Below are 23,229 nucleotides of genomic sequence, written 5' to 3'. Positions count from 1 at the left end.
CGCGCAATGTCGATTGAAATTCTGATGCCCGCACTTTCGCCCACGATGACCGAGGGCAAACTCGGCAAATGGCTGGTGAAGGAAGGCGATACGGTCAAGGCCGGCGATGTGATGGCCGAGATCGAGACCGACAAGGCGACGATGGAATTCGAAGCCGTTGATGAAGGCGTGATCGAGAAGATCCTGGTGCCGGAAGGCACGGAAGGCGTGGCGGTGAATACGCCGATTGCGCTGCTGAGCGGCGAGGGCGCCACGACAGCGCCAGCCGCCGCCCCGGCGGCAACTGTCCCGGCGGCAGCTGCCCCGGCTGCTGCGGCCCCGGCAGCGCCTGCGGCTGCCCCGGCCGTGCATACGGCACCGGCCAAGGAGCTTGCCGATCCCGACATACCCGCCGGCACCGAGATGGTGACCATGACCGTGCGCGAAGCCTTGCGCGAGGGCATGAGCGAGGAGATGCGGCGCGACAAAAGCGTGTTCCTGATGGGCGAGGAAGTGGGTCAGTATCAGGGCGCCTACAAGATCAGTCAGGGCATGCTGGATGAATTCGGCCCACAGCGCGTGATCGATACGCCGATCACCGAAATGGGCTTCACCGGCCTGGGCGTGGGCGCGGCCTTTGGCGGCTTGCGGCCGATTGTCGAATTCATGACCTTCAACTTCTCCATGCAGGCGATCGACCAGATCGTCAATTCGGCGGCCAAGACGCTGTATATGTCTGGCGGCCAGATGGGCTGTCCCATCGTGTTCCGTGGCCCCAACGGCGCGGCGGCCCGCGTGGCGGCGCAGCATAGCCAATGCTATGCCGCGTGGTATTCGCATATCCCGGGCCTGAAAGTGGTGGCGCCATACAGCGCCGCCGATTTCAAGGGCTTGATCAAGGCCGCGATCCGCGATCCCAATCCGGTGATCGTGTTGGAGAATGAGATTCTCTATGGCCGCAGCTTCGAGGTGCCGAAGCTGGAAGATTACGTGGTGCCGATCGGCAAGGCGCGTATCGCGCGGGCCGGCAAGGATGTAACGCTGGTGGGCTATTCGATCTCCGTCGGCTATTGCCTGCAGGCGGCGGAAGAACTCGCCAAGCAGGGCATCGAGGCCGAGGTGATCGATCTGCGCACCATCCGCCCGATGGATACCGCCACCATTCTCGCCAGCGTGCGCAAGACCAACCGTCTGGTGACGGTGGAAGAAGGCTTCCCGCAATCCGGCGTGGGTGCCGAAATCGCCGCCCGCGTGATGGCCGAAGCCTTCGACGATCTGGATGCGCCAGTGCTGCGTGTGACGGGCAAGGATGTGCCGATGCCCTATGCCGCCAATCTGGAAAAGCTGGCTCTGCCCAGCGTGGCCGAAGTGGTCGAGGCGGCGCGCGCCGTCTGCTATCGCTGAGGGAGGGCGCAATGGCAATCCAAATCCTGATGCCCGCGCTTTCGCCCACTATGACCGAGGGCAAACTCGGCAAATGGCTGGTGAAGGAAGGCGATACGGTCAAGGCCGGCGATGTGATGGCCGAGATCGAAACCGACAAGGCGACGATGGAATTCGAAGCCGTGGATGAAGGCGTGATCGAGAAGATCTTGGTGCCGGAAGGCAGCGAAGGCGTGGCGGTGAATACGCCGATTGCCGTGCTGCGCGGCGAGGATGAAAAGCCCGGCGCGGCGCCGGCTGCGGCACCAGCGCCAGCACCAGCCCCGGCACCTGCGGTTGCTCCGGTCGCGGCTGCCCCCGCACCGGCGCCGAAGCCTGCACCTGTGGCGGCCCCCGCGAAAACCGAAGGCAGCCGCGTGATCGCGTCGCCTCTGGCCAAGCGTATCGCGCAGCAGAATAACCTCGATCTCAAGGCGGTTGCCGGCAGCGGGCCGCGTGGCCGTATCGTGAAATCCGATGTGGAAGCCGCCATTGCCGGCGGTGGTGCGAAAGCGGCAGCGCCTGTCGCTGCTGCTGCGGCCAAATCTGCTGCACCGGCACCGTCCGGTCCGGGCGCGCGGCAATTGGCCGATCTGCTTAAGATGCCCTACAAGCTGGAACCGCTTTCGGGCATGCGCAAAACCATCGCGCGCCGGCTCACCGAGTCCAAGCAGACGGTGCCGCATTTCTATCTCACCATCGATACCGAGATCGATGAGTTGCTCAGCTTGCGCAAGCGGCTCAACGACAAGACCGATGCCAAGATCAGCGTGAATGATTTCGTCATCCGCGCGGTGGCGCTGGCGTTGAAGAAAGTACCCACGGCCAATGCCAGCTACGACGATAGCGGCATGATGTATTACGAGCATGCCGATATTTCCGTGGCGGTGGCCACGCCGGCTGGGCTTATCACGCCGATCATCAAGCAGGCCGAGGGTAAGGGCCTTACCCAGATCGCCACCGAGATGAAAGACCTGGCCGTGCGCGCCCGCGATGGCAAGCTGAAGCCGGAGGAATACCAGGGCGGCACTTTCTCGATTTCGAATCTGGGCATGTTCGGCGTGAAGCAGTTCGAAGCGGTGATCAATCCACCGCAGGGCTGCATCCTCGCGGTCGGCATGGGCGAGCAGCGCGCGGTGGTGAAGAACGGGCAGATCGTGCCGGCCACCATCATGACCTGCACGCTCTCGGTGGATCATCGTGCGGTAGATGGCGCGGTGGGCGCACAATTCCTGCAAGCCTTCAAGGGCTTTATCGACGACCCGCTAACCATGTTGCTGTGAGGCTTGTGCCATGAGCAAGGTTGCCATCGTCACTGGCGCCGGCAAGGGCATGGGCGCAGCCGTGCTCAAACGCCTGGCGGGGGAAGGCTACAAGGTCGCCGCCATGTCGCCTTCGGGCGCGGCGAAAAAGCTGGCGGAAAGCTTGGGCGGCATCGGCGTGGATGGCTCCAATGCATCCGCAACTGACACCGAAAAGCTGGTGAAGCTGACGCTGGATGCTTATGGCCGCATCGATGCCGTGGTGAACAATACCGGCCATCCGCCCAAGGGTGCGTTGCTGGAGATCAGCGACGAAGCCTGGCTGCAGGGTTTCGAGCTGGTGCATCTGAGTGTCGTGCGCATGCTGCGGCTGGTCACGCCGGTGATGCTGAAGCAAGGCGGCGGCAGCATCGTGAATATCCTCACCTATGCCACGCTGGAGCCAGAGGCGGCATTTCCGGTTTCCGGCCCGGTGCGGGCGGCGCTTGCGGCTTTCACCAAGGTGTATGCCGATGAATACGCAGCGCAGGGCATCCGCATCAACAATGTGCTACCGGGCTATATCGACAGCCTGCCGGAAAAGCCCGAGCGCAAGTCGCGCATCCCGATGGCGCGCTATGGCCGGGTGGAAGAAATCGCCGGCGCGGTGAGTTTCCTGCTATCCGAGAATGCCGGCTATATCACCGGCCAGAATCTGCGCGTGGATGGCGGCATAACCCGTTCGTTGTAGGAGATCGCCATGAGCGACAGCCAATTCGATGTCATCGTCGTCGGTTCCGGCCCGGGCGGCTATACCACCGCGATCCGTGCCAGCCAACTCGGCTTCAAGACCGCGATCATCGAGCGCGAGCATCTGGGCGGCATCTGCCTGAACTGGGGCTGCATTCCCACCAAGGCTTTGCTGCGTTCGGCGGAAATCTACAGCCATATCCAGCATGCCGATGCTTTCGGCTTCAAGGTGGAAGGCAAGGTGACCATCGATGCCGCCAAGGTGGTGGAGCGGTCGCGCAAGGTGGCGGGCCAGCTTTCCGGCGGCGTGAAGTTCCTGATGAAGAAGCACAAGATCACCGTGTTCGACGGCCAGGGTACCCTGAACGGGCCCGGTAAGGTGAAGGTGACTAAGGATGGTAAGCCGGTGGCCGATCTCGCGGCCAAGCATATCATCCTGGCCACAGGCGCCCGTGCCCGCTCGCTGCCCGGCCTGGAACCCGATGGCAAGCTGGTTTGGACCTACAAGGAAGCCATGATCCCGAAGGCTTTGCCGAAAAGCCTGCTGGTGATCGGCTCGGGCGCCATCGGCATCGAATTCGCCAGCTTCTACCGCACGCTCGGTTGCGAGGTGACGGTGGTGGAGGTGATGGACCGTGTTCTGCCGGTGGAGGATGAGGAAATCTCCGCCCTGGCGAAGAAGGCCTTCGAGAAGCAGGGCATGAAAATCCATCTCGGCACCACGGTGACGGCGCTGAACAAGGCCGCCGACAGCGTGACCGCCACGTTGAAGGACAAGGCCGGCAAGGAAACCAGCCTCACCGTGGAGCGCGTGATCCTGGCTGTCGGCATCGTGGGCAATGTGGAGAATATCGGCCTGGAAGGCACCAAGATCAAAGTGGATCGCACGCATATCGTGGTGGACGAATATAGCCGCACGGCGGAGCCAGGCATCTATGCCATCGGCGACCTCACCGGCCCGCCCTGGCTGGCGCATAAGGCCGGCCATGAAGGCGTGATCTGCGTGGAGAAGATCGCCGGGCTGAAAGATGTGCATCCGCTGGATACATCCAACATTCCGGGCTGCACATATTGTACGCCGCAGGTTGCCAGCGTGGGCCTCACCGAGGCGGCAGCCAAGGCCAAGGGCCATGAGGTGAAGGTGGGGCGCTATCCATTCCTGGCCAATGGCAAGGCGATTGCGCTGGGCGAGCCGGAAGGCCTGGTGAAGACCGTGTTCGATGCCAAGACCGGCGAATTGCTGGGCGCGCATATGATCGGCGCCGAAGTGACCGAGATGATCCAGGGCTTCGGCATCGCCAAGACGCTGGAAACCACCGAAACCGACCTGATGCATGCGATCTTCCCGCATCCCACGCTGAGCGAGATGATGCATGAATCCGTGCTGGATGCTTATGGCAAGGCCCTGAATTACTAGAGAGTCGGTGGGCAGAATCTGCTAGTCTATTGATCATGAAAGAGCATTTTCTCAAGAAAATCGCCGATCTGCAGCAACGCGAGCGCGATGGCAAGGATGCTGCCGAAAAGCAGGCGCATATTCAGGCGCGCCGCGATGCCGAGGCGTTTCGGCGGTTTTCCGAGCATATCGCTGAGGTGGTGCGGCCGGCTTTCGAGGCCTTCGCCGAGGCGCTGGACGAGCGCAAGATCAAGGTGGTATTGCGCTTCGAAGAGGGTGTGCTAGGCCGTCTAGCCGAATTGCCGCCATTGGCCGAAGTGATTGTAAAGCATTCCGGCAAGGATTATGCGCTTTCCTATCGCCTGGAAGGCACTAACTTCATCATGCGGCTGGCGCTTGGCAGCATGGAGCGGCGGGCGATTCTGCCGCAGGTGCGCCTGAATGCCAGCCGGGTGCGCATCGATCTGGATGCGCTGCTGGAAGCCAGCTTGTCGTCGAGGTAGCCGTGACCGTTCAACCTGCCGCTCTGCGCCACCCGGAAAAAGCCCATAAGCCCGATACGCCGGTGCTGCGCAAACCAGACTGGATCCGCGCCAAGGCGCCCACCGCGCCGGAAGTGGCTGCCACCCGCAGCCTGATGCGCGAGTTGAAGCTGAACACGGTGTGCGAGGAAGCGGCCTGCCCCAATCTGGGCGAATGCTGGAAGCAGAAGCATGCCACGGTGATGATCCTGGGCGCGGTCTGCACCCGGGCCTGTGCTTTCTGCAACGTGGCCACCGGCAAGCCGATGGGCGTGGATATGAGCGAGCCGGCCCATGTGGCGGAAGCCGTGGGCAAGCTGGGCCTGCATCATGTGGTGATCACCTCGGTGGACCGCGACGATCTGCCCGATGGCGGCGCCAAGCAGTTCGTGCGCACCATCGAGGAAATCCGCAAGGCTTCGCCCAGCACCACGGTTGAAATCCTCACGCCGGATTTTCTGCGTAAGCCCGGTGCGATAGAAGCCGTGGTGGCGGCGAAACCGGATGTGTATAACCACAATCTGGAAACCGTGCCGCGCCTGTATCCTTCGATCCGGCCCGGTGCGCGCTATTTCGCTTCGCTGCAATTGCTGGCCCGGGTGCGCGAACTCGATCCGGCGATCTTCACCAAATCCGGCCTGATGGTGGGCTTGGGCGAGGAGACGGTGGAGCTGATGCAGGTGATGGACGATCTGCGCGTGGCCGATGTGGATTTCCTTACCCTGGGTCAGTATCTGCAACCCACCCGCAAACATGCCGCCGTGGCGCGCTTCCTGCCGCCCGATGAATTCGAGACGCTGAAGACCATCGGCCTCTCGAAGGGCTTTCTACAGGTGGCGTCTTCGCCGCTCACCCGCTCGTCGCATCATGCCGGCGAGGATTTCGCACGGCTGAAGGCTGCGCGTCTGGCGCGCCTGGCAGCTCAAAGCCCGGCAGGCGAGAATGCCGGTTCATAACGAACGCCGCGTGCTGCGTTATCGCCCGGATCAACTCTACGATCTGGTGGCGGGCGTGCAGGATTATCCGCAATTCCTGCCCTGGTGCATGGGTGCGCGTATCCGCGAGCGCGGCGAGAATTTCCTGGTGGCCGATCTGATCATCGGCTTCAAGATGTTTCGAGAACGCTTCACTTCACGCGTCACGCTGGACCCCACCAAGCAGCGTATCGACGTGGCCTATACCGATGGGCCGTTCAAATATTTGAAGAACCATTGGCTGTTTTTACCGCATCCCGATGGCTGCGAGATCGACTTCCATGTCGATTTCGAATTCCGCTCCAAGCTGCTGCAAAAGGCCATCGAGGTGCTGTTCAGCGAAGCCGTTCGGCGCATGGTGGCGGCGTTTGAAAGCCGCGCGGCGCAGCTTTACGGATCGCCAGCAGCCAGCCTGCAACGGACCGGATAATCATCGGAGCATTCCCATGGTGACGCTGCCATCCACCACCGATCTCCTCGAACGCGGCCTGCGCGGTTTGCTGGGAACTTGGCGGAGTTTCGGCGGCGGCGAGGCGACGATCCAGCCGCGCGACGGCGTGCTGTCCGCCAAGGATGCGGACAAGCTGCGCAAGCTGTTTCGCGAATGCCTGGAAGAGCGCGGCGGCGAGGTGACAGCCCGCGCGCGGGCCGCCGCTCTGGGCCGGCTTTATCTCGATCTCAATGAAGAAGGGCGGCGCGGTTTTCTTGCCGCACTTGCCGGCGATTTCGGCACCGATGAAGCCGCCGTCCGCAAAGCGATGGAAGCCGTGCAAGGCGCCGCCACGCCGCTGGCGCGGCAGAAGGCCGAGCGCGTGTTGCGTCAAGCGCTTGCACCTGCGCGGCAAAGGCTGCTCACCCAATTCACGGCCTTGCCGCAGGGAGTGAAATTCCTGGTCGATCTGCGGGCCGAGGCGGCGCGCTTCGCCAAATCGCAACCTGAATTGACCTTGCTGGATGGCGATCTGGAGGATCTGTTCGCCGCTTGGTTCGACGTTGGTTTCCTGGAGATGCAGCGCATCGGTTGGAACAGCCCGGCGGCTTTGCTGGAAAAGCTGATCGCCTATGAAGCCGTGCATGCCATCGAAAGCTGGGATGATCTGCGCAACCGGCTGGACAGCGACCGCCGCTGCTATGCCTTTTTCCATCCACGCATGCCGCTGGAGCCGTTGATTTTCGTGGAGGTGGCGCTGGTGCGCGGGCTTTCCGGCAATGTGCAGGCGCTGTTGGATCAGGCACAGCCGGTGCTTGATCCGCGCGAAGCCGATACCGCGATTTTCTATTCGATTTCCAACACCCAGGCCGGCCTGCGCGGCATTTCGTTTGGCAACTTTCTGATCAAGCGGGTGGTTGACGATCTGAGCCGTGAATTGCCCAATTTGAAAACCTTTTCCACGCTGTCGCCGATCCCCGGTTTCTCGGCATGGCTGCGCGAGGCGATAGCGGAAGGCCTGCCCAACGTGGTGAAGGCATCTGACCGCGAGGCGTTGACTGCGGCTTTGGGGGAGCGTTTTTCCAAGGGCATGCTGCCCGATCTGTTGAAAGGCAGCGACTGGGCCGAGAATGCCGCGCTGGCCAAGGCGCTGAAGCTGCCGCTGTTGCGGCTTTGCGCCCGCTATCTGCTGACCGCCAAGAGCCGAGACAAGCCGCGCGATCCGGTGGCGCGCTTCCATTTGAGCAATGGCGCCGAGGTGCACCGGCTGAATTGGCTGGGCGACCGCTCGGCAAAGGGCTTCAAGGAATCCGCCGGCCTGATGGTGAACTATCTCTACAAACTGGATGCCATCGACGGCAATCACGAACGCTTCGTGCGCGATGGCCATATCGCCGCGTCCGGCGAGGTGCGCAAGCTGGCGGATTAGCGCCTGGCGGCGCGGGTTCTTACGGCTTCGCGATGCAGTATGTAGAGGCCGCTGCCTACCACCACGGCAATGCCGATCTTGGCCATGTCGTTTGGGATATCGCCCCAGATCGTGTAGCCGTAGAACAAGGCCGCTAGCAGCCCGGTATAGCGGAATGGGCCCACCACGGCCAATTCGCCATGGCGCATGGCATCGATGCTCATCACATAGCCGCCGGTCATGAAGATGGCGGAGAGGCTGAGATAGATCAGTTCGCGCGGAGCCAGCGGCGGCCACCCTTCGGATGCCAGCATAACCAGGGCAGACAGCGTCATCACCAGGCAGGCGGAAAAGATCGATACCGTTGCCGGTACCGAGATGCCGACGATCCGGGTGAAGAGGTCGCGGCCCACCACGCCAAACAGGCAGACGATGGCCAGTAATGACCAGACATTGAAGGATTCTCCAGCCGGCTGCACGATCAGCAACACACCGGCCAGACCGAAGCAGACGGCGGTCCAGCGCCGCCAGCCGACGCTTTCGCGCAATACCAGGGCGCCGCACGCCGTCAGCACAACGGGCGAACCCAGCACGATGGCCGACAGGTTGGGGAGCGGCATATGGAAGATCGCATAGACGAATGTAAGCGTGGCGATCAGATCGGATAGGGCGCGCAGCAGTACATTGCGATCCAGGCTCAGTTTCAACTGCCGGGTTTCACCCTTGATCAGCAGGATAATGAAGATGATCAGCACCGCGCCGCCGCTGCGCATCAACATAATATGGCCGCTGGTGGCATGTTCCGTGGATAGCTTCACGAACACATCGTTCGTGGTGAACAGCAGCATGGCTGTGATCATGCTGAGGATGCCGCGGCGATTGCCGCTGCCGAAGAATTTCTGCACCAGGGCCTTCACGCTGTTTGCACCTTTAAGCGGCGGGCATTCACGCGCTCGCGATGCAGCAGATACAGGCTGCTCGCCAACACCAGGGCGATGCCGCCTGCTGCCATCGGATTGGGGATTTCATCCCATAACAGATAGCCTATCAGCAGCGCGAATAGCAGGCCGGTATACCGGAAGGGGCTTACCACCGATAATTCGCCATGGCGCATGAAGTCGATGCTGAGGATATAGGCGATCATGACGCAGGCTGCACAAGCCGCCAGCAATAGATAAGTCTCCAACGGCAAATCCTGCCAGCCGATAATCAATACCAGGATGCCCGAGATAAACGAGATGGCCAGGCAGGAGGCCAGCACCATGATCGGCCCCGGTAGCGACATGCCGATTCTGCGCGTGACCAGGTCGCGCATAACGATGCAGATCATGCTGAACAGGGCCAACAGCGACCAGGTGCTGAAACCGCCGGCACCTGGCTGCACGATCAGCACCACGCCGATAAAGCCGAAGCAGACCGCAGTCCAGCGCCGCCAGCCCACGGTCTCGCGTAGCAGCAAGGCGGCTGCGGCGGTCAATAACAGCGGCGAGGCCATCACGATGGCGGTAATGTTGCCCAGCGGCATATGCAACAATGCCAGTACGAAGCAGATCGTGGCGCCGATCTCGGTGCTGCTGCGGGCCAATACCTTGCGATTGACCAGAAGGTGCAGGTTGCCAATCTGGCCCTGGCCGATCACCAGCGTGATTGCCAGCAGGCTGGCGAACAGCCCACGCAGGAAAATCGCCTGGCTGAAGCCTACATGCTGGCCAGCAAGTTTCATGAATACATCGTGGCTGGTGTAAAACAGCATGGCCAGGATCATGCTGGTAACGCCGCGGCGGTTACCGGTGCCGATCAGGCTTTGCAGCAAAGCGCTCATTTTCCCGTCGCTCCGGCCTCTCGCACACGAATGCGCTCGCGGTGGATCAGATACAGACCGCTGGCAAGCACGATGGCGATGCCGATGGCTGCAACCAGGTTGGGCACTTCGTTCCAGATCAGATAGCCGAACAGCAGCGACCAGACCAGGGCGGTGTATCGGAATGGGCTGATCACCGATAATTCGCCATGCCGCATGCAATCCACCGACAGCATGTAGCCTCCCACCAGGCAGAAGGCCGAGCCGGCCAATAACAGCACGCCATGCAGGCTGATCGCGCGCCAGCCTTCGAACAGCATCAGCAGGCCGGCCACCAGCATGATGATGAGGCAGGATCCCAGCACCAGAAGGGTAGCAGGCAGGGCGGCGCCGATGAAGCGTGTGGTGAGATCGCGCAGCATAACGCAGAACATGCAGCCGATGGCCAGCAGCGACCAGCTGTTGAAGCCCTCGCTGGCCGGCTGAACGATCAGCAGCACGCCGCAGAAGCCGATGCCGACGGCACACCAGCGCCGCCAGCCTACCTGCTCGCGCAGCAGAATGGCTGCCACGGCGGTCATCAGCAGGGGCGATGCCATGCTGATCGAGGTGAGATTGCCCAATGGCATGTGAAACAAGGCCAGCACGTAGAAGGCGGTAGCGCCCAAATCCGCACTGCTGCGCAGCAGTACTTTTGGTTGCAGCAATATCGCCAGCTTGCGGCCATGCCCCTGGGTCAGCACCAGGAAGAAGGCCAAGGCGGTAACCATCAATCCGCGCAGGAACACGGCCTGGGCGAAGCTGGCATGCTGGGATGACAGCTTGATCAGTGCGTCGTTGGAGACGAAGAGCAGGATCGCCCCCAGCATCGACAGAATGCCGCGCGGGTTGCCCTGCGAGAGGGAGGAAAATGTAAACGACATATCTCGGAGCGCGAGGAAGACTTTTTGGGGGCTATCGGCCCAATAGGCAAAGCCTAGTCCTTTTGCCGGGCGGACGCCACGGCTTCAGGCTGTATTATAACCGTTCCGTTACCTTTTCGAGGGCTTGACCATTGCCCGCACCGTGCCACTTTAACGTCAGCTATTCGAAGCAGGAGAACCGCCATGTGGCTAACCACGCCGCGTCATAAGGTGCAGATGCCTGATCCGGCCCGAGCGCTGAAGGGCCGCGCGGAGACCATGCGGGTGCCGGCCCGGCATTTCGTGAACGGCAATCCGCTGCAAGCGCCGTTTCCCGAAGGTATTGAGGTGGCGTATTTCGGCCTGGGCTGTTTCTGGGGTGCCGAACGCAAATTCTGGCAAACGCCGGGTGTGTATAGTACCGCCGTGGGCTATGCCGCCGGCTATACGCCCAATCCCAGTTATGAGGAAGTGTGCACCGGGCTGACCGGCCATAACGAAGTGGTACTGGTGGCCTATGATCCTGCGAAGATCGATTATGCCATTCTGCTGAAGCTGTTCTGGGAATCTCACGATCCCACCCAGGGCATGCGTCAGGGCAATGATGTGGGCACGCAATACCGCTCAGGCATATACGTCACTTCCGCTGAACAGCGCCGCCAGGCGGAAGCCTCGTTGCAGGCCTATCAGGGGGCGCTCGCGGCGGCGGGGCGCGGGCGGATCACCACGGAGCTTCTGGATGCGCCGGCCTTTTATTACGCCGAGGATTACCACCAGCAATATCTGGCCAAGAATCCCAATGGCTATTGCGGCCTGGGCGGCACCGGCGTGAGTTGCCCGGTGGGCCTGGGGATTGCTTCCGGCGCGGCGGCGGCTTCCTGAACTCCGCTCAATAAAAAACGCCGCAGAGCATTGCTGCCTGCGGCGTTTTTGCTTTCAGGGCCGTAGCCCGAAAACTCAACCCAGATTTTTGTTCAGGAATTCGATCGAGCGGGCGCGGGCCAGGTCGGCCGAGGCTGCATTGTAGGAACCGCGCTCATCGCAGTTGAAGCCATGGCCGGCATCGTAGACATGCACGATGGCATCGGGATGCCCGGCCTTCACCTTTTCCACCACATCCATCGGGATCGACTGATCCTGATTGCCGAAATGGGTGAGGATCGGGCAACGCGGCTTTTCGCTCAGCAGATTGCCGATGCCGCCGCCGTAATAGGCCACGGCAGCCGCAACGCCATCCACACGGCAGGCCGCAGCCCAGCTCACCGTGCCGCCCCAGCAATAACCGAGCACGCCGGTTTTGCCGGCCTCGGCCACTTGCGCCATGGCAGCCCGCACATCCAGCAAAGCGTTATCCAGGCTGGCCTGCTTCATCAATGCCACGCCGGCGGCGATACCGGCTTGGTCATATTGCAGTTCCACATTCTTCTCCACGCGGTCGAACAGGGCCGGGGCGATGGCAAGGAAGCCATCAGCGGCATAACCATCCACCACCTTGCGGATATGATTGTTCACACCAAAGATTTCCTGACAGATCACCAGGCCGCCGCGGGGCTTGCCTGCCGGCTTGGCCAGGTAGGCTGCGATGCTCTGCTTATCGGCGGTTTGCAATGTAACGAACGTACCCATCCGGTCGGCTCCTCGTTTTTCCGGTTTCAATCTGTTGCCCTGGCGAGGGCTTAGCCCATGCTAGGGGGGGTAGCCCAACCCAGGGGGCTTAGCCCAACCCAGGGGGCTTAGCCCAACATCGTGCGCAGGGGCGGGGTTTCCTGTTTTTCCTGTGCCCGCAGCATGGCCAGCGCGGTATCGGCCGCATGCTCCACATGCTTCACGCAGGCTGCCCAGGCGGCATCGGGATCGCGCGCCTTGATCGCTTGCAGCAGCAGGCGGATTTCGCCAATCGATTTCTGTGCCCGCTGCGGCGTGCTGAGCGAGGTGGCGCGCAATTGCGAGGCACGGATATGGATGTTGCGCAGCATCTGGCCGGCGATTTCGTTACCGGCGCCATCCAACAGGATTTGATAGAAACGCGCCTTGGTGGACAGAAACGCCTTCACCTCGAAAGCCGCATACACTTTTTCAAGTTCGTCAACGGCGTGCGACAATTCCTCGATCTGGCCATCGGTGGCGCGCTGGGCAAACAGCCGCACGGCCAACCCTTCCAAAACGGCCCGCACCTGATAGATCGATTCAGCCTGCTGGACGCTGATCACCGAGATGAAGGGGCCCTTGTTGGGCACCACGGTCACCAGCCCTTCGGTTTCCAGTTCACGCAATGCTTCACGAACCGAGGTGCGCGAGACGCCCATCAATTCGCAGAGTTGGCGTTCCACCACGCGCTCGCCCGGCATGAAACGCCCCTCGGCTATGGCTTCGCGCAGCCGGGCAGAGGTCATTTCCCGTACACTCGGGGACGCCACTATTTTGAGGGACATATCAGACGTCATATTTCGCCTTTTAATCGCAGTGTCGACCAATTTCCGCGTGTTACTACCCTGAAATCAGTTTGAAGGCGATGTGTATTATCTTCTTGACGCATACATAATTATTGTATGACAATATGTCAAGAATACATTTTTACAGGTGGGCGGGTTAGAATGGCGTATGAATCGGATCAACCAGAGCTTTTCGAAAAAGGCCTGAAGCTGCGCCGCGAGGTGCTGGGGTCTGAATACGTGGATGGCTCGTTGGCCAATGCCAATGACTTCATGATGGCCTTCCAGCAGATCGCCACCGAATGGTGCTGGGGCTATACCTGGGGCCGCGAGGGGCTGGAGCGCAAAACCCGCAGCATGCTGAATCTGGCGATGCTGACGGCGCTGAACCGCCCGGCGGAAATCCGCCTGCATGTGCGCGGCGCTATCGCCAATGGCGTCAGCGTGGATGAAATCAAGGAAATCCTGCTGCAGGCCACGGTCTATTGCGGCATTCCGGCCGGACTTGATGCTTTCAAGGTGGCCAATCAGGTGCTGCAGGAACTCGGCGCTTTTGGCGCTGCGGCGTCTGGCGCTGCCAAGCCGGCCGGTGCCGAGTAGGGGATTGCAGCGATGCAACGTCATGCTGAAATTGCAGGCGGAGGGATTGCCGGCTTGGCGGCCGGCATGATGCTGGCGCGCGCCGGATGGAGCGTTCGGGTGCATGAGCGCTCGTCTGAAATCCGCGAATCCGGCGCCGGCATCTATCTTCGCGACAACAGCCTGAATGTGCTGGATGAATATGGCCTGTTCGAGCGTTTGGCCGAGCAGGGCACGCGCCTGGAACGTAGCCTTTCCATCGATAGAGATGGCACCGTGCGGCAGAATATCGCCGTGCCGGCGCATGCACGTTCCTATGTGGTGCCGCGTCAATCGCTGGTGGATGTGCTGGCCTATGGCGCGCGCCAGGCCGGCGTGGAAATCGCGCTGAATTCCGAAGTGCAATCGGCCGAACCCGATGGCAGCCTGTTGCTCAGCGATGGCCGCAGGCAAAAAGCCGATCTGATCATTGCCGCCGATGGGTTCAACTCGCGGATACGCGATGGACTGAATATCGGCGCACGGCATTGGGAATTGGATACGGCGGTGAATCGCCATTTCATTCCCAACCGCCTGATCACGCCGAAGCCGGAATCGATCCAATACTGGTCTGGTAATCGCCGTATCGGCGTGGCGCCATCCGGCCCCACCCATAGCTATGTGTTCATCGCGTTTCCCAATCGCGACAGCGTTGCCAAACGCCTGCCGCTGGATCTGGATGATTGGACCCGGGCTTTTCCGCTGCTGCGCGAGCAATTGCCGGTGATCGCCGCCGCGCCAACGACGCAATATCGCTATGTGATGGTGGAATGCCCGCGCTGGCATAGCGGACGTGTGGCCATCATCGGCGATGCCGCCCATGGCCTGCCGCCCACTTTGGGGCAGGGGGCAGGGCTTGCCATCATGAACGCGCGCACGCTGACCGAGGCGCTGAGCCGCGAGCAGGATGCGCTGAAAGCCCTGCCTTATTGGGAAAGCTGCATGCGCTTCATCAGCGATGAAACGCAGAAATGGTCCTGCCGCTACGATCTTTTCACGCGTGCCTGGCCCACCCAGCTTGAATTCCTGCGGCCGGCAATCTTCTGGGCATTCAACAATTTCCCGTCGCTGACCCAGCGCATGCGAATTGCCGATCGTGGCCTCACGATTACGCCGCTGAGCCCGCATTCGGCCAAGGCGGCATAACACTAGCTAGAGCATCAACCAAAGACAAAAGAGGGGGTTCCGATATGTTGAGGCGTGGTTTCATTATGGCTGCCGTGGCAGCAGGCATTGCTTTTTCCGCTCCCGTGCCGCAGGCCGCGGCGCAGGAAAAATCCACCTGGGCTTCGATCCGCGAACGCGGCACGATCCGCATCGGCGTGGCGCAGGCCGAGCCCTATGCCTTTAAGGATCCGCTCAGCAAGGAATGGACCGGCATTGCCGTTTCGTATGGCCGCAATGTCGCCAAGGCGCTGAACGTGCAGCCGGAATTCGTTGAAGTCACCTGGGGCACAGCGGTGGCGGCCTTGCAGTCGAACAAGATCGACATCATGCCCAATCTGAGCGTGACGCCCGAGCGCGCAGTGACCATCGAATACACCAATTCGCCGATCTCGTTCTCGGCGCTTTCGATTCTGGTGCCGAAGAACTCCAAGATCGAAACCTGGGATGAGATGAACACGCCGCAGACCATCATCGGCGTGAATCAGGGCTCCAGCCAGGATGGCTTTGTAAGCGAGCGCTTGCCGAAGGCGAAGATTTTGCGCTTTGGCAGCTATGCCGAAGTGATCGCGGCCTATCAGAACGGCAATGTTACCGTGGCGGCAATGTATTTCCCCACGCTGATTCTGCTGGCAGAGAAGGCGGGCGACGCCAAGGTGGTAATCCCGAAGCCGACGCAGCATCAATTCTCCGATGTAGGCGTGCGCCGCGAAGCCGACAAGACGCTGCGCGATTGGCTGGCCACCACCAATCTGTATTTCTACAATCTGGGCAAGCCGCAGGAATGGTATGAGGAATTCCTCATCAAGCGCGGCATCGATCCCAAGCGCAGCCCGGCGATCATCAAAGAGCAATGGTAAGTCATCAGGCACCCGGCAGGCAGCTGCCGGGTGCCAGGATTGCTTGCAATAAAAGGCCGGACCGCGACGCATGAATTATGTGTGGGAATTTTCCGCGATCGAGCGCTACCAGCATCTGCTGGTGGAAGGCTTGGCCAATACGCTGCAACTGACTGTGCTGGCCTATATGCTGGGCCTGCCGATCGGCATAGCGCTGGCGTTGGGGCGCCTGTCGCGTCACCGCATCGTTTCCGTCGTGGTCGGTTTCGTGATCGATTTCTTTCGCTGCACGCCTTCGCTGGTGCAGCTTTTCTGGTTTTTCTTCGCGTTGCCGCGCATTATCGGCGTCCGGCTTTCGCCATTCGAAGCGTCGCTGATCTGCCTTACCATCCTGTCCAGCGCCTTCGTGGCCGAAATCTTTCGCGGCGGCATCGCTTCCATCGAGCGTGGCCAATGGGAAGGCGCGCGCGCCCTGGGCATGGGGTATCGCCAGATGATGATCCGCATCATCCTGCCGCAGGCAGTGAAGCGCATGATCCCGGTTTTCCTGGAGCGCGCCATCGAATTGCTGAAAACCTCCACCATCGCTGCTGCGATCTCCTATCCCGACCTGCTGTTCCAGGCCAATGAGATATCGCATCGCACGTATCGGCCCCTGGAGGTCTTCACCACGGTTGCCCTGATCTTCCTGTTGGTGGTCACCATCGGCAGCCAACTTACCCGCATGCTGGAGCGCCGTCTGGCGCGCAGCGGCGAATCCACCGCGCATTGAGAGGAGGCCAGCATGAATGACCTCCTGCGTTATGTGCCGGTTTTCGCCGAGGGCCTGTGGGGTACAGTACGTATTGCCGTGGTCTGCCTCTGCGCCAGCCTGCCGCTGGGCCTGATCATCGGCATGGGCCGCTATTCGCGGAGCTGGTATTGGGCGATCCCCACCCGGGTGTATGTGGAAGTATTCCGCAACACGCCGGTGCTGGTGTTGATCATGTGGTTCTTTTTCGCCTTTCCCACCATAGCGCCCTTCGATGTGGATGCCTATACCGCTGCAACCCTGGCTTTGACGCTGAATTCCAGCGCCTTTTTCGCCGAGGTGTTCCGCGCCGGCATTCAATCCATCGGCCGTGGCCAGTGGGATGCGGCCCGCGCATTGGGCATGAGCTATCGCTGGCAGATGCAGCGGGTGATCCTGCCGCAGGCGATCAAGCGCATGATTCCGGCCATCACCAACCGTTGGATCGAGCTGTTCAAGCTGACATCGCTGGCTTCGGTGATTGCCTATCAGGATTTGATCCACACCGCCAAACTGATTTCCAGCGCCTATTTCAATCCGGTGCAAACCTTCACCATCGCGGCGCTGATCTATTTCGCCATGATCTATCCGATGGTGCGCATGCTCTATTTCATCGAAGCCAAGCTCAAGCGTGGCGATTAGGAGATTGTTCGCCATGGAAGATGCGATCAATATCGTGAAGCTTCATAAATCCTTCGGTCCGCTGGAGGTGCTGAAGGGTATAAATCTCAACGTGCAGCGCGGCGAAACCGTGGTGATCCTGGGCGCCAGCGGTTCGGGCAAGAGCACACTGCTGCGCTGTATCAATTTCCTGGAAATCCCCACTGCGGGTCGGATCTATCTGAAGGGCAAATTGATCGGCACACCGGTCAATAACGAACCGGATGGCGGCCTGTTGCAATATCGCGATAAGGAATTGCAGGCCGTGCGCACATCGGTGGGCATGGTGTTTCAGCATTTCAACCTGTTTCCGCACATGACCGCTTTGCAGAATGTGATGGAAGGCCAGGTTACCGTGCTGAAGCGCAGCAAGGCCGAGGCGGCCGAACGCGGGCGCAATCTGTTGGCCAAGGTGGGGCTGGCGGAAAAGGCCGATGAATATCCGGCGCGGCTTTCCGGCGGCCAGCAGCAGCGCGTGGCGATTGCCCGGGCGCTGGCCATGGATCCCGATGTGATGCTGTTCGACGAAGTCACCTCGGCGCTCGATCCGGAACTGGTGGGCGAAGTGCTGCGGGTAATGCGGGCGCTGCGCGATGATGGCATGACCATGGTGATCGTCACCCACGAACTCGGCTTCGCCTATCACGTGGCCGATCGTGTGATTTTCCTGAATCAGGGCGAGATATACGAAGCCGGCCCGCCCTCCGAGGTGCTGGGCCGCCCGCAGCGTGAAAAGACCATCCAGTTCCTGAATGGCCATAACCAGTTCCGCTTGCCTTGAGGAAGCTGCCCATGGATCGTTTCGTCACGGCCAACGGCCTGCAATTGCGTTATCGCGATGAAGCCGGGCAGCGGCAGCAGGCCGTGCCGCTTTTGCTGCTGCATGGCGTGGGCGGTCGGTTGGATGTGTGGGACGGCGTGGTGGCAGAGCTGTCGGCGGATCGGCGCTGCATCCGTTGCGACCTGCGCGGCCATGGCGAAAGCGCCAAGCCCCAGGGCCCCTATAGCCTGGATGATTTCGTAGCCGATGTTGCAGCTTTTGCTGCTGCATTGGGCATCGACCGCTTCCATCTGGCCGGCTTTTCGCTGGGCGGCCTGATTGCCCAGGGTTTTGCGTTGGCACATCCAAGCAAACTGGCAAGCCTCAGCCTGCTCAGCACGGTAGCCGGTCGCACGCCCGAGGAGCGCGAACGCGTGATGCAGCGGCTTGCGCTGGTGGTGAAGGGCATACCTGGCGCGCATTTCAAGGAATCGATCCTGCGCTGGTTCACCGAGGATTTCGTGGCCAAGAATCCGGCGCTGATCGAGGCCTATGCCGCCCGCAATGCGCAGAACGATCCTGCCGCCTATGCCGCCGCCTATCGTGTGCTGGCTGAATCCGATCTGGCCGATCGTTTGTCGCAACTCGCCATGCCCAGCCTGGTGCTGACCGGCGAGCAGGATCAAGGGTCCAATCCCCGCATGGCGCGGCTTATGCACGACCGCATTGCCGGTTCTGAATTGCACATCCTGCCCGGCCTGCGTCATTCGATCCTGATCGAGGCCCCCAAGCTGGTGGCTGGCATCCTGCGCGACTTCCTCAGCAAACATCCGTAAGAACAGGAAACATCCATGCCTTTCACTGTCCGCAAGATTGCCGTTTACAAGGAATACCTGGCTATTGAAGGCGGTCGTCCGCTGCCGCGCCCGATCCTTCTGGTCGGTGCTGCTGCCGTGATCGTCAATCCCTGGGCCGGCCAGGGTTTTGTGGAGGATCTCAAGCCGCTGCAGGTGGATGGTTGCGCCGAAATCGGCAAACGCCTGAGCGATGCCGTGATGGCGGAAATGCAGGGCGAAGCGCCGATGGAAGCCTATGGCAAGGCCGCCGTGGTGGGGATCGGCGGCGAGATCGAGCATGCAGCCGCCATCATCCACAATCTGCGTTTCGGCAATGAATATCGCCGTGCCGCCGGCGCGGAAAGCTATCTCTCATTCGCCAACAAACGCGGCCCGGCCGGTTGTTCGATCCAGATTCCCATGAAGCATCTGCACGAGATCGCCAGCCGCGCGCATTTCATCACCCATGAAATGTTCATTCCCGATGCGCCCGGCCCGAACGAGATCGTGGTGGCGCTTGGCGCGTCCTGCGGTGGTCGTCCCCATGCCCGCATCGGCGACCGCGAACAGGATAAGCGCGACCTGAATCTGACCTAGCAGATGCTGCCGGTGCATCGCAGGGCTGGGCAAAAAATATCCTGAATATCCGTAAACCATGGTGCGGGAAATCGTGATTTCCCGTGCTTTGCTGAGGCGTGCTGTTTTGGCATGAAGCCTGCTTCGCTACCCTGCAACAGTGTTTCAGGAAGCAGGGCGCAGATGCAGGCGATTGATCTTTCCACCGTTACGCCGTTGACGGCGAAACTGACGCCGGTGCAGGTATCCGACGAACAGCGCGAAGAGTTCGCTGCGATGCTCAAGCGTCTCAAGGAGCTGGAATTCACCCGGCCGGTGCCTGAGCAAAATCATCCCTCGCAGCAGGTATATGCCCAGGTGAAAGTGAAAGGGCAGATTGTTGCCACGCTCTATAACAGCGGCGCCCTGCAATGTTCGAACGCCATGGCGGGGAAGCTGCAATCTCTGCCCAGTGTCTCGGGAGCCGGTGTTGGTAGCGGGCCCGAAATGGCCAAGCGGCGCGCCGAGGAGATCGCGCGGTTGCTCGGCGGTCAGATCGAACCGGCGCAAACCGCCATCACGCAACAGCAATGGGAACGGCTGCCGCCGGTGGAGCAGTATGTGGACCTTGTCGCCATGCAGAAGGCCCAGGAAGAGGCCCAGCGTGATACGGCTCAGCGCGAAGCAGCCCAGCGTGAAGCGCTGGTGGGCCAGCACGGGGCTACGGCGGGCTATCTGATTTTGCTGCTGGGGCAATTGGCGGAGCAGGGCGGATCGGGGCAAAACTGACCGCCTGCGAGGCAATGGTGCCGGATGAGGGGATTGAACCCCCGACCTTCGGTTTACAAAACCGCTGCTCTACCGCTGAGCTAATCCGGCAACACATTGAATCTTAATATAAAATTCCGGCTGGCTAGGGACTGGGCCAGCCGGCCGCCTGAGCGCTTGTTTACGGGCGGTGGGGGCGTGGGTCAAGGCTATTGCCGGATATAAGGAATGTTGCGGACTATATTGCAATTCGTTCTCATTCACGCTATCTCTGCGGCTGCGACTAAATCGCAATTTAGATTCGCTGAGGCTGCCGTATGTATGTCTGCCTGTGCCATGGATTGACCGAACGCGAAGTGCGCGGCGCCATTGATGGCGGCTGCCGTTCTGTGGCTGCGGTCTATCGGCAACTGGCCGACCGTCCGCAATGCGGCAAATGCGTGCCTGATGTGCGCGGTATGCTGCGCGAATGCCGCAATCATGCCAGCCCGATGGGTGCTGCCGCGCTGTCGCCATTAGGCGCGGTTGCCAAGCCCGAAGCCTGATCATCGGTAGGGTGGGCGCGGCATGCTGGCAACATCCCTGGTGCTGGCAGTTTGTGTGGCGGCTCTGGGCGCGTTGGTAGTGAAATGCCTGCTGCAATTCCATCTGATACGCCGTGATGCGGCGCGCAAGAATCAGCGATAGCCGCGAGTGATTTTCACCTGCGCTTCATGCACCGCGATTTTCCGATTATCTTTGTAAGTCATTCGCAGGAGCAGGCTTTTTATTTGCTTGCGCAGCCTGCAATGCCTAGTAAACCCTCAGTGACTGGATTGCAGGAGGGTGGCCATGAAGGGCGACAAGGCAGTTATCAAGCATCTCAACGCGGCGCTGAAAAACGAGCTGACCGCGATCAATCAGTATTTCCTGCATGCGCGCATGTGGAAGAGCTGGGGCTTCGAGAAGCTTGGCAAGCATGAATACGAAGAATCGATCGGCGAGATGAAGCATGCCGACAAGATCATCGAGCGTATTCTGCTGCTGGAAGGTGTGCCGAACCTGCAGGATCTGGGCAAGCTAAAGATCGGCGAGACGGTGCCGGAAGGCCTGAAGGCCGATCTGGATCTGGAGCGTGGCGCGCGCGGTGAATTGCTCAACGGCATCGCCGCCTGCGAAGGCGCTTCGGATTATGTGAGCCGCGATCTGCTGCGCCATATCCTTTCGGATACGGAAGAGCATATCGATTATCTGGAAACCCAGATCGATCTGATCGACAAGATCGGCCTGCAGAATTTCCTGCAGTCGCAGGTCTGATCGGCATTATGCCTTGATCGGTCGCCGCCCTAAATCGGGCGCTTCGATGCTTCGTAAAGCGCAATCGACGCGGCGACCGATACATTCAGGCTTTCCACCATCGCATTGCCGCCAGGGCCGCTGCCGGGCATGGGCAGATGGGCGAGGAAGTCGCAATGCTCGGCGGTGAGGCGGCGTAGGCCTTCATCTTCCGCCCCCAGCACCAGCGCCAGGCGCTTCACATCCTTCACCGCTTGCGACAGGTCGCGGTCGGCATCGGCTGCCAGGCCGACACGCCAAAAGCCGTATTCGGCCAACAGATCCATCGCCCGCACCAGATTGCTCACGCGCAGCATCGGCACGGCTTCCAGCCCGCCGGATGCAGCCTTGGCCAAGGCGCCGGTTGCTTCCGGTGCATGGCGGTCGGTGACGATCAGCGCGCGCGCTCCGAAGGCTGCGGCCGAACGCAGGATCGCACCGATATTGCGCGGATCGGTCACTTGATCGAGCAGCAGAACGATATCGCAGCCTGAAGCCGGCGGCTGCGCCAGGGATTCCACGCCGGGATCGTCCAGCGGTTCGGCTTGCAGCGCGATGCCTTGATGCACGGCGCCGGGCGGCAGCAGGCTATCCAGCCGCGCGCGGTCCAGAATCTCCGGCTGCGGGCTGCCGGCGGGCAGTTTGCCGCCAAGCTGGGCCTGGGCTTCGCGGGTCAGCACGAGGCGATGGATATAGCGTTCCGGATTCGCCAATGCGGCCAGGCAGGCATGCTGGCCATAGAGCCAGAAACCGCCCTTAGACCCTCCCCGGGAATTACCCCGGGAATTACCCCGGAATTCCCCCCGGGCTGGGGCGTGCCGCGGCCCTTGGCCATGGGCGGGTTTTCCGCCGGAATCAGGCCGGCTCTGGGCGGGCGGGCGGGCCGCTCGGCCATCGGTTTCGGGATGGTGCGTGCCAGTGCGATTCTGGCCGGGGCGGTGCTTGCGTCGGTTCATGCCCGCCTTTATAGTGCGCCGCGAAAGAGGCAACAACATTGCCGATCCGATCCCGTTGTTAGGGGGAAGAGGGGCGATGATGAGCCTTTTGTCGCGTTTTTCCGCTGCCGGGCGCAGTGTTTCCTGATCGGCGAGTCGCCGGCAGGAAGCGGTTCGGAGGGGTGCCCGAGTGGCTAAAGGGGACGGACTGTAAATCCGTTGGCGTACGCCTACGCTGGTTCGAATCCAGCCCCCTCCACCAGTCCGGCGGGGAGACGCGAGTGAGTGGGTGAAGGTGTTCGGTGGGTGAATAGAGTACAGTGGCGGGTGTAGCTCAGTGGTAGAGCCCCAGCCTTCCAAGCTGGTTGCGTGGGTTCGATTCCCATCACCCGCTCCATGCTTGCCCCGCCAAGGCCCGGTTTCAGCCGGCCGCACCCGCACCAAGATTGCCACAGGCGCGGACGCTCATATGGGCCCCGCGCTCTTGGCGTAGCCCGCGCTCGTGGCGTCGGGCTGGTCGTGAAGGCGCCGGGTTCAGGCTCTGGTGTCGGAATGGCCAACGGCATGTCGGCGGATCGTCACCGTGGATGCGCTGTTCGGAACAACGGGTGACGAAACCAATTTGGCCGGAACCGCGAGGGACCGGCAGGCCGGGCGAGAAGACGGCCGCATGAATATCGATCGGAGAGAGTGACCATGGGTAAGGCAAAATTTGAGCGCAACAAGCCGCATTG

26 protein-coding genes and 3 tRNA genes are annotated in these 23,229 nt (G+C 61.2%); 22 read left to right on the top strand and 7 right to left on the bottom strand.

From position 1 onward, the window contains the following. The first annotated feature begins 6 nt into the window (after positions 1–6). The 8 genes from KF827_RS10530 to KF827_RS10495 are packed head-to-tail and all read left to right on the top strand — an operon-like array spanning position 7 to position 8,142. Positions 7–1,383, top strand: coding sequence for a pyruvate dehydrogenase complex E1 component subunit beta (locus tag KF827_RS10530; RefSeq protein ID WP_291004633.1), 1,377 nt, complete (start codon positions 7–9; stop codon positions 1,381–1,383). Positions 1,384–1,394: 11 nt separating this feature from the next. Continuing rightward, the gene (locus tag KF827_RS10525) at positions 1,395–2,684 is read left to right on the top strand and encodes a pyruvate dehydrogenase complex dihydrolipoamide acetyltransferase (protein ID WP_291004631.1); all 1,290 of its coding nucleotides are present in this window, start codon (positions 1,395–1,397) and stop codon (positions 2,682–2,684) included. 10 nt (positions 2,685–2,694) lie between these two features. After that, positions 2,695–3,393: an SDR family oxidoreductase gene (locus tag KF827_RS10520; RefSeq protein ID WP_291004628.1), complete on the top strand. Its 699-nt coding sequence runs from the start codon at positions 2,695–2,697 to the stop codon at positions 3,391–3,393. A 9-nt stretch (positions 3,394–3,402) separates the two neighbouring features. Beyond that, positions 3,403–4,809 carry a dihydrolipoyl dehydrogenase gene (gene lpdA / locus KF827_RS10515; protein ID WP_291004624.1) on the top strand — a complete coding sequence of 469 codons (1,407 nt, stop codon included), beginning with the start codon at positions 3,403–3,405 and terminating at the stop codon, positions 4,807–4,809. A 35-nt stretch (positions 4,810–4,844) separates the two neighbouring features. After that, positions 4,845–5,291 carry a hypothetical protein gene (locus KF827_RS10510; protein ID WP_291004621.1) on the top strand — a complete coding sequence of 149 codons (447 nt, stop codon included), beginning with the start codon at positions 4,845–4,847 and terminating at the stop codon, positions 5,289–5,291. A gap of 2 nt (positions 5,292–5,293) precedes the next feature. Further along, positions 5,294–6,265, top strand: coding sequence for a lipoyl synthase (gene lipA / locus KF827_RS10505; protein ID WP_291004617.1), 972 nt, complete (start codon positions 5,294–5,296; stop codon positions 6,263–6,265). Then, complete coding sequence (locus KF827_RS10500) at positions 6,252–6,713, top strand: type II toxin-antitoxin system RatA family toxin (RefSeq protein ID WP_291004614.1); 462 nt, start codon at positions 6,252–6,254, stop codon at positions 6,711–6,713. Before lipA ends, KF827_RS10500 begins: the two co-directional genes overlap by 14 nt. Positions 6,714–6,729: 16 nt before the next feature. After that, positions 6,730–8,142, top strand: coding sequence for a malonyl-CoA decarboxylase (locus KF827_RS10495; protein WP_291004612.1), 1,413 nt, complete (start codon positions 6,730–6,732; stop codon positions 8,140–8,142). Here the strand turns inward: KF827_RS10495 and KF827_RS10490 are convergent. From KF827_RS10490 to KF827_RS10480, 3 genes are read right to left on the bottom strand one after another with little or no spacing between them, the layout of a single operon-like run. Then, on the bottom strand, positions 8,139–9,038 hold the full coding sequence (locus tag KF827_RS10490; protein ID WP_291004609.1) for a DMT family transporter: 900 nt from the start codon (positions 9,036–9,038) through the stop codon (positions 8,139–8,141). The genes KF827_RS10495 and KF827_RS10490 overlap by 4 nt on opposite strands. Next, entirely contained in the window at positions 9,035–9,943 is a 909-nt protein-coding gene (locus KF827_RS10485; RefSeq protein WP_291004606.1) for a DMT family transporter, read from the bottom strand. Before KF827_RS10485 ends, KF827_RS10490 begins: the two co-directional genes overlap by 4 nt. Then, positions 9,940–10,845, bottom strand: a complete 906-nt coding sequence (locus KF827_RS10480) for a DMT family transporter (protein WP_291004603.1) — start codon at positions 10,843–10,845, stop codon at positions 9,940–9,942. Before KF827_RS10480 ends, KF827_RS10485 begins: the two co-directional genes overlap by 4 nt. 183 nt (positions 10,846–11,028) lie before the next feature. On the opposite strand from KF827_RS10480, the gene msrA reads away from it, so the two are divergent. Beyond that, positions 11,029–11,706, top strand: a complete 678-nt coding sequence (gene msrA / locus KF827_RS10475) for a peptide-methionine (S)-S-oxide reductase MsrA (protein WP_291004600.1) — start codon at positions 11,029–11,031, stop codon at positions 11,704–11,706. A gap of 75 nt (positions 11,707–11,781) precedes the next feature. Here msrA and KF827_RS10470 read toward each other — a convergent pair whose 3' ends face one another. After that, positions 11,782–12,450: a dienelactone hydrolase family protein gene (locus KF827_RS10470; RefSeq protein ID WP_291004597.1), complete on the bottom strand. Its 669-nt coding sequence runs from the start codon at positions 12,448–12,450 to the stop codon at positions 11,782–11,784. Positions 12,451–12,557: 107 nt separating this feature from the next. Further along, positions 12,558–13,217: a GntR family transcriptional regulator gene (locus KF827_RS10465; protein ID WP_291004594.1), complete on the bottom strand. Its 660-nt coding sequence runs from the start codon at positions 13,215–13,217 to the stop codon at positions 12,558–12,560. A 201-nt stretch (positions 13,218–13,418) separates the two neighbouring features. On the opposite strand from KF827_RS10465, the gene KF827_RS10460 reads away from it, so the two are divergent. The 9 genes from KF827_RS10460 to KF827_RS10420 all read left to right on the top strand — a co-directional run bounded on the left by KF827_RS10460 (position 13,419) and on the right by KF827_RS10420 (position 20,267). Further along, positions 13,419–13,856, top strand: coding sequence for a carboxymuconolactone decarboxylase family protein (locus tag KF827_RS10460; protein ID WP_291004591.1), 438 nt, complete (start codon positions 13,419–13,421; stop codon positions 13,854–13,856). Positions 13,857–13,868: 12 nt separating this feature from the next. Continuing rightward, entirely contained in the window at positions 13,869–15,020 is a 1,152-nt protein-coding gene (locus KF827_RS10455) for an NAD(P)/FAD-dependent oxidoreductase (RefSeq protein ID WP_291004588.1), read from the top strand. A gap of 65 nt (positions 15,021–15,085) precedes the next feature. After that, positions 15,086–15,898 carry a transporter substrate-binding domain-containing protein gene (locus KF827_RS10450; protein ID WP_291004585.1) on the top strand — a complete coding sequence of 271 codons (813 nt, stop codon included), beginning with the start codon at positions 15,086–15,088 and terminating at the stop codon, positions 15,896–15,898. Between the two features lie 70 nt (positions 15,899–15,968). Then, positions 15,969–16,649, top strand: coding sequence for an amino acid ABC transporter permease (locus KF827_RS10445; protein ID WP_291004582.1), 681 nt, complete (start codon positions 15,969–15,971; stop codon positions 16,647–16,649). A 12-nt stretch (positions 16,650–16,661) separates the two neighbouring features. Next, the gene (locus KF827_RS10440) at positions 16,662–17,309 is read left to right on the top strand and encodes an amino acid ABC transporter permease (RefSeq protein WP_291004579.1); all 648 of its coding nucleotides are present in this window, start codon (positions 16,662–16,664) and stop codon (positions 17,307–17,309) included. Between the two features lie 13 nt (positions 17,310–17,322). Beyond that, the gene (locus tag KF827_RS10435; RefSeq protein ID WP_291004576.1) at positions 17,323–18,108 is read left to right on the top strand and encodes an amino acid ABC transporter ATP-binding protein; all 786 of its coding nucleotides are present in this window, start codon (positions 17,323–17,325) and stop codon (positions 18,106–18,108) included. An 11-nt stretch (positions 18,109–18,119) separates the two neighbouring features. Next, positions 18,120–18,923: an alpha/beta hydrolase gene (locus KF827_RS10430; RefSeq protein ID WP_291004573.1), complete on the top strand. Its 804-nt coding sequence runs from the start codon at positions 18,120–18,122 to the stop codon at positions 18,921–18,923. 15 nt (positions 18,924–18,938) lie between these two features. Further along, on the top strand, positions 18,939–19,520 hold the full coding sequence (locus KF827_RS10425; RefSeq protein ID WP_291004570.1) for an amino acid synthesis family protein: 582 nt from the start codon (positions 18,939–18,941) through the stop codon (positions 19,518–19,520). Between the two features lie 162 nt (positions 19,521–19,682). Continuing rightward, complete coding sequence (locus KF827_RS10420; RefSeq protein WP_291004567.1) at positions 19,683–20,267, top strand: hypothetical protein; 585 nt, start codon at positions 19,683–19,685, stop codon at positions 20,265–20,267. 15 nt (positions 20,268–20,282) lie between these two features. Here the strand turns inward: KF827_RS10420 and KF827_RS10415 are convergent. Beyond that, positions 20,283–20,357, bottom strand: a tRNA-Thr gene (locus KF827_RS10415). Between the two features lie 206 nt (positions 20,358–20,563). On the opposite strand from KF827_RS10415, the gene KF827_RS10410 reads away from it, so the two are divergent. Continuing rightward, complete coding sequence (locus KF827_RS10410) at positions 20,564–20,791, top strand: (2Fe-2S)-binding protein (RefSeq protein WP_291004564.1); 228 nt, start codon at positions 20,564–20,566, stop codon at positions 20,789–20,791. Positions 20,792–21,077: 286 nt separating this feature from the next. Further along, positions 21,078–21,542, top strand: coding sequence for a bacterioferritin (gene bfr, locus KF827_RS10405; RefSeq protein ID WP_291004561.1), 465 nt, complete (start codon positions 21,078–21,080; stop codon positions 21,540–21,542). Between the two features lie 29 nt (positions 21,543–21,571). Here bfr and rlmB read toward each other — a convergent pair whose 3' ends face one another. After that, on the bottom strand, positions 21,572–22,516 hold the full coding sequence (rlmB, locus tag KF827_RS10400; protein WP_291004558.1) for a 23S rRNA (guanosine(2251)-2'-O)-methyltransferase RlmB: 945 nt from the start codon (positions 22,514–22,516) through the stop codon (positions 21,572–21,574). A 155-nt stretch (positions 22,517–22,671) separates the two neighbouring features. On the opposite strand from rlmB, the gene KF827_RS10395 reads away from it, so the two are divergent. Together KF827_RS10395 and KF827_RS10390 are read left to right on the top strand one after the other, a co-directional pair. Further along, positions 22,672–22,757, top strand: a tRNA-Tyr gene (locus tag KF827_RS10395). A gap of 61 nt (positions 22,758–22,818) precedes the next feature. Continuing rightward, a tRNA-Gly gene (locus KF827_RS10390) sits at positions 22,819–22,892 on the top strand. The last annotated feature ends 337 nt before the right edge of the window (positions 22,893–23,229 follow it).

It is taken from the genome of Ferrovibrio sp., from assembly GCF_019636075.1.
Taxonomy (GTDB): domain Bacteria; phylum Pseudomonadota; class Alphaproteobacteria; order Ferrovibrionales; family Ferrovibrionaceae; genus Ferrovibrio.
This window is presented reverse-complemented; position numbering and strand designations above follow the sequence as displayed.